This window comes from Gottfriedia luciferensis (genome assembly GCF_001712755.1).
GTDB classification, from domain to species: Bacteria; Bacillota; Bacilli; order Bacillales; family Bacillaceae_G; genus Gottfriedia; species Gottfriedia luciferensis_B.
In genome coordinates, this window is the sequence record NZ_MDKC01000014.1 from 16,318 (window position 1) to 29,755 (window position 13,438).

Annotated in this window: 13 protein-coding genes; 5 read left to right on the top strand and 8 right to left on the bottom strand. The window is 31.5% G+C overall.

Annotation, left to right across the window (positions count from 1 at the left end; genetic code table 11):
- Positions 1-2 precede the first annotated feature (2 nt).
- The 5 genes from BED47_RS11910 (at position 3) to BED47_RS11930 (ending at position 6,011) form a co-directional block, all read left to right on the top strand.
- The gene (locus BED47_RS11910) at positions 3-1,088 is read left to right on the top strand and encodes a YheC/YheD family endospore coat-associated protein (protein ID WP_069033856.1); all 1,086 of its coding nucleotides are present in this window, start codon (positions 3-5) and stop codon (positions 1,086-1,088) included.
- Positions 1,088-2,443: a YheC/YheD family endospore coat-associated protein gene (locus BED47_RS11915; protein WP_049813562.1), complete on the top strand. Its 1,356-nt coding sequence runs from the start codon at positions 1,088-1,090 to the stop codon at positions 2,441-2,443. Before BED47_RS11910 ends, BED47_RS11915 begins: the two co-directional genes overlap by 1 nt.
- Positions 2,440-3,615 (top strand): YheC/YheD family protein, encoded by a 1,176-nt coding sequence (locus BED47_RS11920; protein WP_069033857.1) that lies wholly within the window; start codon positions 2,440-2,442, stop codon positions 3,613-3,615. The genes BED47_RS11915 and BED47_RS11920 overlap by 4 nt, the downstream gene beginning before the upstream one ends.
- A 237-nt stretch (positions 3,616-3,852) precedes the next feature.
- Entirely contained in the window at positions 3,853-4,782 is a 930-nt protein-coding gene (locus tag BED47_RS11925) for a PucR family transcriptional regulator (RefSeq protein WP_069033858.1), read from the top strand.
- A 131-nt stretch (positions 4,783-4,913) separates the two neighbouring features.
- Positions 4,914-6,011 carry an ABC transporter ATP-binding protein gene (locus BED47_RS11930; protein WP_025568535.1) on the top strand — a complete coding sequence of 366 codons (1,098 nt, stop codon included), beginning with the start codon at positions 4,914-4,916 and terminating at the stop codon, positions 6,009-6,011.
- A 48-nt stretch (positions 6,012-6,059) separates the two neighbouring features.
- On the opposite strand, the gene BED47_RS11935 is transcribed toward BED47_RS11930, so the two are convergent.
- The 8 genes from BED47_RS11935 to BED47_RS11970 all read right to left on the bottom strand — a co-directional run bounded on the left by BED47_RS11935 (position 6,060) and on the right by BED47_RS11970 (position 13,355).
- Complete coding sequence (locus BED47_RS11935; protein ID WP_025568534.1) at positions 6,060-6,311, bottom strand: hypothetical protein; 252 nt, start codon at positions 6,309-6,311, stop codon at positions 6,060-6,062.
- 77 nt (positions 6,312-6,388) lie between these two features.
- On the bottom strand, positions 6,389-6,598 hold the full coding sequence (locus BED47_RS11940) for an alpha/beta-type small acid-soluble spore protein (RefSeq protein ID WP_025568533.1): 210 nt from the start codon (positions 6,596-6,598) through the stop codon (positions 6,389-6,391).
- A 190-nt stretch (positions 6,599-6,788) separates the two neighbouring features.
- On the bottom strand, positions 6,789-7,523 hold the full coding sequence (locus BED47_RS11945; protein ID WP_069033859.1) for an amino acid ABC transporter ATP-binding protein: 735 nt from the start codon (positions 7,521-7,523) through the stop codon (positions 6,789-6,791).
- Positions 7,524-7,537: 14 nt separating this feature from the next.
- Positions 7,538-8,224, bottom strand: a complete 687-nt coding sequence (locus BED47_RS11950; RefSeq protein ID WP_069033860.1) for an amino acid ABC transporter permease — start codon at positions 8,222-8,224, stop codon at positions 7,538-7,540.
- Entirely contained in the window at positions 8,211-9,008 is a 798-nt protein-coding gene (locus tag BED47_RS11955) for an amino acid ABC transporter substrate-binding protein (protein WP_069033886.1), read from the bottom strand. The genes BED47_RS11950 and BED47_RS11955 overlap by 14 nt, the downstream gene beginning before the upstream one ends.
- 667 nt (positions 9,009-9,675) lie before the next feature.
- Positions 9,676-10,557, bottom strand: coding sequence for a hemolysin family protein (locus BED47_RS11960; RefSeq protein ID WP_069033861.1), 882 nt, complete (start codon positions 10,555-10,557; stop codon positions 9,676-9,678).
- Positions 10,558-11,458: 901 nt separating this feature from the next.
- Positions 11,459-12,775 carry a hemolysin family protein gene (locus tag BED47_RS11965; RefSeq protein ID WP_025568528.1) on the bottom strand — a complete coding sequence of 439 codons (1,317 nt, stop codon included), beginning with the start codon at positions 12,773-12,775 and terminating at the stop codon, positions 11,459-11,461.
- A 163-nt stretch (positions 12,776-12,938) separates the two neighbouring features.
- Complete coding sequence (locus BED47_RS11970; protein ID WP_025568527.1) at positions 12,939-13,355, bottom strand: MerR family transcriptional regulator; 417 nt, start codon at positions 13,353-13,355, stop codon at positions 12,939-12,941.
- Between the last annotated feature and the right edge of the window lie 83 nt (positions 13,356-13,438).

The window sequence follows — 13,438 nt, forward strand, 5'->3', positions numbered from 1 at the left end:
GAATGAGAATAGGTTATTTATCTCTTAAAGAAAGACAAGAAGGTGAATACGTTCAGCATATGGCGAAAGAAGCAAGTAAACTTGGTTACGAATTCGTTCAATTTACCCCTTTCAATATTCAACCAGCTACTGAAGAAATTATGGGCTGGAAGTATATAGCAGAAACAGAACAATGGGAGAAAACAACATTTGAAATACCGAATTATATTTATGATCGTTGTTTCTATTCCCCAAGTATTAAAAGTAAGCAGGCAAAGCCTATTGTTGACTGGCTAAAAAAGCGTAAAGACATCACTTTTTTAGGATATGGACTGCCAGGTAAATGGGAAACTTACCAGGCTCTAGCAACTGATGAAAGCTTAAATCCATATATCCCTAAAACAAAGAAACTATTACATTTAGCTGTATTTTTTGAAGAACTTAGAAAAACGCGCAAGCTCGTCATTAAACCGATTCATGGTTCAAGAGGAATTAATATTTATTTTATTACGTTAAGTGCCTACTCAATTAGTGTTTCAACACAAAAACAAAAGGAAGTAATTGAAACTGTTTACGAAACACGAGATGAATTTTTTGAGTGGCTTCAACCAATTGTTGAATCAAAAGGATATGTTTATCAAAATTATCTAGACCTCCAAACAAAATCACGCGAAGCATTTGATTTAAGGATCCTTTTACAAAAAAATGAAAAAGGCGAGTGGCAAGCTGTTGGAAAAGGCATTCGCATTGGTCAGCCTAATTCAATTGTTGCAAATTTAAGTGCGGGAAGTAATGCAGTTCCATTTGAAGAATGGATTACTCAATTTAATCAAAGAACTGCTTTAATATTACAGCAAGATATTGAGACAATTTGTAAACAATTACCTATCACACTTGAAAAGAATTTTCTTCCTTTATTTGAAATAGGTTTAGATTTAGGCATCGATTCAAATCAAGCCATCTGGATTTTAGATGTTAATTCAAAGCCTGGTAGAAAAGTTTTACTTCAAACCGACCCTTCTATCCAACAAAAGCTTTACTCAGCACCTATTCAGTATTGTTTACATTTACAATCGAAATCTAAAAGTGAAAGAAGTGAAATTAAATAATGAATGAAGTTTATAAAATCGTTACTCATCGACAGAGTAAGAATCTAGTATGTATACCTGAAGAGCTTACTACTTCTAGAGATATTGAATATATTGCTTTTGGTCAAAAAAAATATCCTTGTCAACTAGTTACGATGAATACACTTCACAATATTATTTCGATATCAGAGCATTTAGTCGAAATGCTCTGTATACCTTTTGAAGGTTCTATTGAGCCCATTATTATCGGAAATACTTTACAGCTTGGGCCACTTGTCGGAATTTTCACTGCTGGCTTTACTGAGTCATTACTTCGCCCTATCGGAGATCGTAGCTTTATGTTTGCAAACTTAATTGCAGAAAACAATCACAAAAATAGTTTTATATTTGTATTTGGTACTCACGGGATCGATTGGGAATCTGAAACCATTCAAGGTTATTTCTTTACGAATAAGCGATGGACTAAAGAAGTAGTTCCTTTTCCAACGGTTATTTATAATAGATTACCAAATCGAAAAGTTGAGGTTCATAAATCAATTAAACGCGTACGTCAAAAACTTGAAAAAGAATACAAAATTCCATGGTTTAATCCTGGATTCTTCAATAAATGGGACTTATATGTAAAATTAAAAAATGAAAAATCAGTTGCACATTATCTTCCGAAAACAGTAAAGTTCCATAATTTTGACACGATTGAAGAATTATTATCGAAATACCAATTTGTATACGTTAAACCTGAAAATGGTAGCCTCGGTTCAAGAGTCATTTTAATTCGTTACCACCGAGAAGAAGGAATTTATTATTGTAGATATCGTGATTTTGAAACAAATAAACTTCAAAAATTCTCATCACTCCAATCTTTAATTAATCATGTTTTTCGTAGCACCAAGTTACACGACTTCATTGTACAACAAGGTATTTCACTAACACGCTACGAGCATCAGCCTGTCGATTTCCGAGTTCATACAAACAAGGATGCTTTAGGAAAATGGCATGTAACGGTTATTGCTGCAAAAGTAGCAGGAAAAGGTAGCACAACTACTCACTTAAATAACGGTGGTCGAGTGAAAACTCTTGAAGAATTATTTGATCAGGAAAAAGCGAAAAGAATACATGATAAATTATCTACAGCAGCATTAAAAATTAGTGAATCTTTAGATCGTCAAGTAGATGGTCATATCGGAGAAATTGGATTTGATTTAGGGGTTGATAAGGATGAAAAAATTTGGCTGTTCGAAGCGAATTCTAAACCTGGAAGATCAATCTTTTCAAATCCTAGTTTCCAAGAAAATGACAAACAGATTAAAAAACTATTTTTGGAATATGCTACTCATCTTTCCAAGAAGGGTAATGAACTCGAGGTTTCAATGAAATGATCTCTGTTTTTTATCATCTTGATAAAAATACTTGGTCACATGACCATAGTGAATCAAGATATTCCATAGGCCATAATCGGCTTACTATATTACCATCACAAGACGATCGTTTAAATTCCATACAATTTCAGGTAAAAAAAACCGGAACACATTTAGGTCCTATTATCGGTATTTTAACAAACGAAGATCGGCTACCTTTTAGTGGAAACATTAAAACCTTTAAAAGAATTTGTAAGAAGGTATTATCTGATGGCGGTATACCTATCATATTAACCCCTACCGCCCTTTCTGGTCATTCGGTTAAATGTTATACGTTTTGTTTTAAAACAAAAAAATGGCTTACGCTATATTCCCCATTACCAGACGTAATTTATAATCGGATCCCATCTGTACAGTACGAATCTAACGATGATTATAAAAATTTCCGAGATAAAATCTCACAACTAAACATTCCATTTTTTAACGAATCATATCTCTCAAAAATACAAACAGCGTCAATATTATCTTCAAACGACTTTTTAAAAAGTTATATACCAAAATCAATCGATTTATCTAGCGAAAAAGATTTATATTTCTATTTAAAAAAATGGAAATTTCTATATATAAAGAAGCATAATTCTTCAAAGGGATTTGGCGTGTTTAAGCTCTCCTTGAAAAATGATAAAGAAGTCATAATCCGAAATGCATTTCATGTAGAACTGGTGAAATCAATTAGTGATTGTTGGAAATTTCTTTGTTCATTAAGCGAGGATTTTATTTGTCAACAAGGGATACTGAGCGAATTACCAGATGGAAGAAAGTTTGATCTACGAATTCTTGCACATAAAAATGAAAATAATTATATTCTTTCCGGTATCGGTGTAAGAGTAGGAACATTTAATGCTATTACAACTCATGTACCTAGAGGTGGTAGCATTATTACGATTGAAGAACTACCGATCGAATTAAATTTTTCATTATTACAAGAATTAGTCACACAAACAGGAACTGCTTTAAATATGGATGATGCGCATTTTTATGAATTTTCAATGGATATCGGAATTCAAAACAATCATTACTATATTTTTGAAATTAACTCTAAACCAATGGTCTTTGACGAAATTGCGATAAAAGAACAAGGACTCGAAAACTTAATTCGACTATTTTATGAACTTTCGAATTTTAAACAGTAGTTTATAAGGAACTCTATCAATGTACAAAAAACTTAGGTCTCAGACTGATTGCAAGCGTTTGTCTTTCGAGGCGCGAAGGCTGGTGAGGAGCGGAGTTACCCTAGACGGTAATGAGCACCGCTCAACAGGCGAAGCAACGAAGAAAGAAAACGTTTGACGGGCAGTCTGAGCTACTGTTCTTTTTTATTTTTACCAACAATGATAAACTAAAATGAAAAATGCTTCGGAAGGTAATGAATGAAAATGATTGATAAAATTAAGACATTATTTGGGAGTGAGTCTGTTTCAATCACGCCTGATGAAAGTACATATATGGATTATTCTTGGTTTTCTACTGAGAATCAAGAAATTTTCGGGATTAGAAAAAATTCAATATCAGAAGAACAGAATAACCTACTGGAATGTCTTTTTACAAAATTAGAATCAGATACAATTCTGATGCCATCAGCACAAACCGAATGGTTTCAATATTTATTTTTCAGTAAAGGACATAATCCTTTCTCTTTCGAAACCGATATTTCTCTCCCTACTTCAATACGTTTTATTCACTTTTACAGCAATCAGTTATTTTCTAGTAAAACTGAGTTTGAGGAAGCAATTAATGCATTCTTTCATAAAGAAGTAATAGTGGTTTGGAATTCTGCTAAGGAAGGCGTCATTATTGAAAAAATAATCGATCAACCATTTAACAAAGAATTTTTAGAGCATATGCAAGAGATCATTGCAGCTGACTTGTACCATGACGTTACCTTTTTTGTAGGAAAACGCTATTCACCATTAGCGAATCTAAGCCTTTATTTTGATATTGAACATCAATGTTTTAAAAAAGCATTATCCGTAAAAAAGCAAAAAAATATACTTTGGTTTTCAAAAGAAATGCTTTATTATATCCTTTCCTTTATACCAGATGATTTACAAAAGGAATTACCTAATTTATTTTTGAATGATATGAAAATTGATGACCCAATTCTTTCAACGGTAAAAATCTTTCTTCAACAAAATTTAAATGTTACTGCTACTTCAAAAAAAGCTTTTTTACATCGAAATACTGTTCAATATCGACTTGATAAGTTTTCGGAACAAACTGGTATAGATTTAAAGCATTTTGAGGATGGATTAGTTATATTTTTAGCCATTCATCTACTTGAGAACGTGAATGAAAATTAATTTACGCCTATTTTGTGCACCTTGTACAAAGTAGGCTAATTTTTTTGTGAACCTTTGCCATTGTTTAAAAACGTTTAAATGTTTACAATTTAATCAATGAAACCGATTACAAATAGTTGGAGGTAATACTAATGGCAGAATTAAAATTAGATCACATTTATAAAATTTATGATAATAACGTAACAGCTGTAAAAGATTTTAATCTACACATTGAAGACAAAGAATTTATCGTATTCGTTGGTCCTTCTGGATGCGGTAAATCAACAACACTTCGTATGATCGCTGGTTTAGAAGATATCTCAAAAGGTGACTTCTTTATTGACGGTAAGCGTGTAAATGATGTTCAACCAAAAGATCGTGACATTGCAATGGTATTCCAAAATTACGCATTATATCCACATATGACAGTATATGATAACATGGCTTTCGGATTAAAATTACGTAAGTTTGACAAAGCAGAAATTGATCGCCGTGTAAAAGATGCTGCACGTATTTTAGGTCTTGAGGAATATTTAAATCGTAAACCAAAAGCTTTATCTGGTGGACAACGTCAACGTGTAGCTCTTGGTCGTGCAATTGTACGTGATGCAAAAGTATTCTTAATGGACGAGCCTTTATCAAACTTAGATGCTAAATTACGTGTTGCAATGCGTTCTGAGATTTCAAAATTACATCAACGTCTTCAAACGACAACAATTTATGTAACACACGATCAAACAGAAGCAATGACAATGGCAACACGTTTAGTAGTAATGAAGGATGGTATTATTCAACAAGTAGGTACACCAAAGGAAGTTTATGATCGCCCTGAAAATGTATTCGTTGGTGGATTTATTGGTTCTCCTGCAATGAACTTTGTTTCTGGTAAAGTTGAAGATGGTCACTTTAACTTAGGCAGCAAAAAAGTTGCTATACCTGAAGGAAAAATGAAAACATTACGCGATAATGGATATATTGGAAAAGAAGTTATTTTAGGTGTACGACCTGAAGATTTACATGACGAACCTGTTTTTATCGAAGCATCTCAAGGTACAGTTCTTGATTTAAAAATTGAAGTAGCTGAGCTTTTAGGAGCAGAATCAATGCTTTACACTAATTTTGAAGGAAATACATTAGTAGCAAGATTAGATGCACGTTCAACATTTACACATGGTCAAGTAATTAAATTAGCAGTAGATATGAACAAAGTTCATTTCTTTGATAAAGATACAGAGTCTCGTATCCGATAATTTAAAAATGAATTAAAATAACGCGGTACCATTTTAATTGGTACTGCGTTATTTTATTTTCTCAATAATTTTAAGAAAACCTTCGTTACAATCTGGACAATTAAACATATGAGTACAATACTGATTTGAATTTTGCTCAGTTAATCCATCAGCTTTTGCTGAAATATCATAATCTAAATATGGACTATATTTATCTTCGTAATCAACAGCTCTGCCTTTATCTTCACAATGATTTTCACAAATAGGGCATTTTAGTTTATACTGTTCAATTCCATTGCAAAGTGGACAAATACCATCCATAAAAAGCTCACTCCAATCTCATTTACTTCATTAAGAAAGGATGGAGATTAATCTCCATCCCTTATTAGCCATAGATATTATTTTGAATAACCACCTAAGCTTTGTTCAGCCATTTGAACTAAACGTTTAGTGATCTCACCACCTACAGAACCGTTAGCACGAGCTGTAGTATCAGGACCTAAGTTTACTCCAAACTCAGAAGCGATTTCATACTTCATTGCATCTAATGCTGATTGAGCACCAGGTACTACTAAGTTGTTGCTGTTTCCGCTGTTGTTGTTTGCCATGTTGTCTCACCTCCTTAAGTAGTGTAATGATAGTATGACTCTAATCGATTAACATATGTATGTTTAGCTAATGTAAATTTTGGAAAAAACAATTTAATTTGTTTTTCTACTTTTTTACATAAAAAAAAGCACTAGATCAACATCTAGTACTAGTTTTCTACACTACTTTATAAAATATTTTATCTAAAAATTACTGTATTAATTGTAAAAATTGTTTTGTTCTTGCATGTTTAGGATGCTCTAAAACATCTTTAGGATGACCTTGTTCAACAATATAACCACCGTCCATAAAAATGACTTCATCCGCTACATCTCGAGCAAATTTCATTTCATGTGTAACGACAATCATTGTCATTCCCTCTTCGGCTAACTCCTTCATTACCTTTAGAACTTCTTGTACAAGCTCTGGATCTAATGCTGAAGTTGGTTCATCAAATAAAATGACTGTTGGTTCTAAGGCTAACGCTCTAGCAATCCCTACACGCTGTTGCTGACCACCTGAAAGTTGATGAGGTAATAAATTTATTTTCTCTTCTAATCCAACTTTAGTAAGTAAGTCAATTGCTTTCTTTTTTGCAACATCTTTTTTTACTTTTTGTACTGTTACTAAACCTTCCATAACGTTTTCTAACGCTGTTAAGTGAGGAAATAAATGATGTTGTTGAAAAACCATACCTGTTTTACTTCTTAAAGAAATAATTTCTTTTTTTGACACCTTATTTGAAAAATCAATTGTCTGTTCATCAATTGTTATTTTTCCATCTGTCGGTTGCTCTAAAATATTAATACATCTTAAAAATGTAGTTTTCCCAGAACCAGAAGGGCCAATAATAGCTGTAACTGTACCTTTTTCTACATTTAAGCTTACATCTTTTAATACTTCTAATTCACCAAAACTTTTTTTAATGTTTTCTAGTTTTATCATAAGTTCTTCCTCCCTTACTTAGCAACATAGCGTGCAACTCGTGCTTCTAATCGACCTTGAATGATTGAAAGGAAGAAGCAGATTATCCAATAGATGATTCCAGCTTCTGTATAAACAACTAAGAATTTATAGTTAGTTGCAGCTATCTCCTGAGCTGTTCTAAACATCTCAGTTACTAATATTAAGGAAGCCAAAGAAGTATCTTTTACTAAACTTATAAAGGTATTTGATAATGGCGGTAATGAAACTCTCGCCGCTTGAGGAATAATAATTCGTTTTAATGTTTGATTATATGTCATGCCTATTGATGAAGCAGCTTCCCACTGCCCCTTATCAATCGACTGGATTGATCCTCTAATAATTTCAGATGCATATGCACCAACACTTAATGAAAAACCAATAATAGCAGAAATATAAGGTGATATTGTTACATTTATTGAAGGTAATCCATAAAAAATAATAAATAATTGTACTAAAAGAGGTGTTCCTCTAATAATTGAAACATAAAATCTGGCTATACCATTTAAGAATTTATTACCTGATAGACGGAAAAGAGCGGTAATAAATGCTAAAACTATACCAACTATAAAAGTAATAATTGTTAATGGAATAGTACCGATTAAAGCAGTTTTAACCATTGGAAGGAAAGAATCCTTCGCAATGGTTAAATTTTCTTGGCTGAATATACTATTTAAGTCCATCTTTACCGAACCATTTTTGTACTATTTCATCATACTTTCCGTCTTTTTTCATATCTGCAAGTGCTTTGTTCACTGCTTTTACTAATGAATCATCATCTTTACGGAACATAAATCCACTGTTAGAAGCATCATTTTCTAAAGCTGCAATTTTAACTTTATTGTCACCAGTTTCTTTTAAATAGTTTTGAATTGATAATTTATCGTTAATTGTAGCATCAGCACGGCCAGATTCAATTAATTGAATTGCTTGGCTAAATCCTTCTACTCCAACTAATTTAGCTCCATATTTTTTAGCTAAATCGCCATAATTACTTGTTAAAGATTGAGCAGCATTTAAACCTTTAATATCATTAAATGATTTAACTTTTGAATCTGATTTTACAACTAATGCACCTGATGAAGTGATATATGGATCAGAGAAATAATATTTTTTCTCACGATCTGCTCTAATACCAACTTCATTTGCAATGATGTCAAAACGTTTTGCATCTAAACCTGCAAACATTGCATCCCATTGAGTTTCAAAATATTTTGGTTTTACTCCTAGACGTTTTGCAACTTCATTTGATAAATCAACATCAAAGCCTGTTAATTTACCAGATTTATCATGGAACGTGAAAGGTGCATATGTACCTTCAGTACCAATTTTTAACTCTCCGCTATCCTTCACTTGAGTTAATAAATCTTTTCCTTTTGCAGTTTCTTCTTTTTTATTTGTATTACAGCCTGCCATAACACCTGCTGCTAAAAATAACGAACCTAATGTTAAACCAATTTTCTTAATATTCATTCTTTAATCTCCCTTAACCTTATCGGAATTGTTTGTTTTGAATTGTGTGTCTTAAATATATTGCATGTATTAAAAAATTACAACAAAAAAATCTTATATTTTTATTATTTTTCTTTTTGCCATTTTAATTCTATTTTTATAACTGAAAAGCCCAATTTCTAAAAACTGAGTATTTCACTTTGTTTTTAGTTCGAAAAAATTAATCATATACAAATAAGTATATGTGGTTGATTTCCACTACGGGATGCTCGCTTTCCATGGGGCGAGATTCTTTAGCCTCCTCGGCGAGCCTGCGGGGTCTTAGCCTTTCCGCATATCCCATAGGAGTCGAGCATCCCTTCGTTCCAATCAACTTATTCATCAAAAAAAGTGTAAAATTTAAAACGTTTAAAAATTCCATTAAGAGGAAGTGTATTACACTCTCCAAATAAGTTTTCACGAATCTTGATGGAATAGAGTAAAAGAAAGATAAAAAATTAATATACATTAATCTCTTCAAAATATTAAGGTCAAAGAACGATTCAAACTTTTTACTCATACTTTTAGCGTCACATATATAAAACTCATTTTTATACCAATAAAGTTCAAAACTTGATCCAATTTCACCTATTGTTCTATTTTTCAATAATGACTGTATTTCAACACATAAAAAACTCGGCTCTTAAGACCCGAGTTTACTTTGCAAATTTTGTTGGTTTATTTTTACAATTACACTTTGTATTCTTCTATTTTGAACTTCTTTAATGATGAAGGTTAAATTCTTATATTGAAGTAATTCTCCATTTTTTGGTATATGTTTAAAACTTTCAAATAACCATCCACCTAATGTTAAATATCTACTACTAGGTTTTTTTATGTTAAATCGATTAAAAAAACTCGATAAGTCAATTGAGGCTTGGAATTGGTATTCATTCTCATTTATTTGGAAAAAATCATCCTCTTGCTCGTCAAATTCATCTCTAATTTCGCCAACGAGTTCTTCTATTATGTCTTCAAGCGTGACGATACCAGAAGTTCCTCCAAATTCATCCATAACAATAGCTAGATGTGCATTTTGTTTTTGAAGAATTTTTAACACTGTAGAAATTTTCATTGTTTCCATAACAAAAATCGGCTCTCTAATCAGTTCATGAATATTAACTGTTTGCTTTTGTATTTGTTGAGTTAAAAATTCCCTTTCAGAAATTACACCAATTATATGATCAATATCCTGCTCATAAACCGGGATTCTAGAATACCGTTCTTGTAAAAACAAATTACATATATAGTCTACAGATTCATTTATATCAATCGCTACCACATTTGTTCGGGGTGTCAAAATGTCATTTACTTTTTTTTCTTTAAAAGTGATTGTTCTTAAAAATAATTCATCTTCGTACAAGTTAAATTGTTCCTCTTCAACAACATCAAACAAATAATTATGAGTTAAAAGATGTTTTTCTTTTGAATCTACATTTTTTCGATCCTTTGATTCCTTTAAAAAAAGTCGGTTAATAAAGTTAAAAAAATCTTTTATACTATTTCCCGAGGGAGCATCTGACAAGCACTTCACACCCCTATAACAAATTTTTAAATTATTAACTATCGACAATCCTTTACAAATATTTAATTTATATGTATTCAATAAAGGTAAAATTATGCAAAAAAAAGCCTCTTACTTTAGAAAGTAGAGGGGGGAAATGAGGTTTTGTACGAAACGATTAAAAAATAAGCTGAATGAAATAGTTAATAACATAACTAGTAGAAGAATTTGAACTTCTGCTCAATTCAACCTTACAACCTTATTTTATAATAAAATGAATTGAATTGGAGTTGTAAGTTGTTAACGTTTTGTGAATTATTGTACAAAGTATAACTCTATAATGTATTAGCGTTAATTTGTTTTAAGAAACAAAAAAAGAAGGTATCCAGAATGATACCTTCTTTTCACGCTGTTGAAAAACAACCTTGTTAATTACATTACCAAATTTTCGTAAAAGGAGTAGAGTGATGTTGATTTCCATTACAGGATGCTCGCTTTCCATGGGGCGAGATTCTTTAGCCTCCTCGGCAAGCCTGCGGGGTCTTTAGCCTTCCCGCAAATCCCATAGGAGTCGAGCACCCCTCCATTCCAATCAACTTTTTCATCAAAAAAAGTATGCAATAAATTCTAATCAAATAGCCTTTACTTAGAGTAATCTAGCAGTTTTTATTAATCATTTTGTAGTTCTATTAATATCTAACATTAAACTAAATTAATCAAATGAATTTGTTTTTCTAAGAATAAGCTCATAATTTTTTAACTTCTGAAAAAAACATTTCTAGTGTTATTGGAAAGATCATCGAGAAAAATATTTCATCATTATTAAATGTTCATTTAATGTCCGTTTTCCCTATTAATCATTTTATATTTCAACACTCTGAAAAGAAGGTATAAAAAATTATACCTTCTTCCCATCTGATCATTATGATTTTACTGCCTGAATTAACTCATTTTTTTTTATTTCAACTAATTTCACTTGGTGTGAATCTAATTCAACAACTTTGAATTCAAAGTCCTCAAATATGACAGATTCACCTTGTTGGATGTCGTGATTTTGAGTTAAAATCCAGCCACCAATTGTATCAACATCATCTTCCTCAACATATAGACCGAATAAATCATTAATTTCAGTAATTAATACTTTTCCGTCCACAATCTTATGTGATTCTGAAATATGTTGAACAGCTGGTTTTTCATCATCATCATATTCGTCACGTATTTCCCCAACAATCTCTTCAAGAATATCTTCCATTGTTAATAATCCAGCTGTTCCACCATATTCATCATACAGTATTGCAAGTGGAATACGTTTCTTTTGCATTAGCAATAATAAATCATGGATAGCGATTGTTTCAATTACTTGAATAACTGGGCGAGTATAGTTTGCGAAATCGTATGTTTTTTCAACTTTTCCATCAAGATAGCGAATAAAAAAGTCTTTTACATTAACCATACCTAATATATCATCTTTATCTTCACCAAAAACTGGGTAACGTGTATATTTTTCGTTTTTAATTATTTCAATTTGTTCTTCAATTGGGTCTTCTGCATATAAACCGATAATTTCAGTACGAGGGACCATAATTTCTTTTGCAAGACGGTTATCGAATTCAAAAATATTATTTAAATATTTATATTCAGCTTGATTAATTTCTCCGCTTTCAAAGCTTTCTGATAAAATAATTCTCAATTCTTCCTCAGTATGAACTTCTTCTGATTCAGATGCTGGCTTAACTCCAAATAATCCTGTAAAAAATCTTGCAGAACTATTTAATGCCCAAATAAATGGATAAGCTATTTTATAGAAAACAATAAGTGGGGTAGAAAGTATTAGTGTGATCGATTCAGCTTTTTGAATAGCAACCGTTTTAGGTGCTAGCTCACCAATTACAACGTGAATAAATGTCATAAATGAGAAAGCTAAAATAAACGAAATAGTTGTAGCGATTGTTCCGTTTAATCCAAGAAATTCTACGACTGGGTGTATAAGATGCTCAAACGTTGGCTCACCTAAATAACCTAATCCTAAAGCTGTAACCGTAATACCTAATTGACAAGCTGATAAATATTCATCCAAACTCGTCGTAACCTTTTTAGCAGCTACTGCACCTCGCTTTTTTTCGGCTACTAGTTGATCAATTCTACTTGATCTAACTTTCACTATCGCAAATTCTGCTGCTACGAAAAAAGCTGTAAGTGCGATTAAAACTGCAATCATAAACAAGTTAACTATGTCCAATGACGAACTCGAGTATATTACTCGAGTATTCACCTCCTGAGAATTTCAATCTACAAAAATATAAAATTATTATTTTACTTACTTAATAGATTACCATAATTTAGTAAAACATACATATTTTATAGGTTTAATAAATTGTTAAGTTTTAAAATTAATTTAGTCATTATTTTACAAAATGTTTCAATGTTTCAAATAACGGAAATGTATGATGTGATAATGAATCGACTAAAGCATTTTTTTCACAATCATTCATATCTGATATCACTGGTACTAATTGAGCTAATTTAGCTTCAAGCTCAATAATTTGATTTGATATTTGTTGAATTTGTTCAAAAACACAATTTTTTTGATTATAATTAGTTTGCAGTAAATCTTTTATCTCTTCTAAGGATATTCTCATTTTTTTACAATGTTCAATAAATCTGAGAGTCTCAATTGCCTCTTTGGAATAATATCGATAGTTTGATTCTGATCGTTTTGCTTCTAGTAACCCTAATTTTGTATAATAATCAATTGTTCTTTTTGAAACTTGAGCTATTTCAGCTAACTCACCAATGCGATACTCGATCCCAAGTGACAACCCTCCCCATTTTAAATAATATTTCTATTATATAATTTAGAAAGTATACAGTCAAACGTTACAGTTCTACAAATAAAGTCATA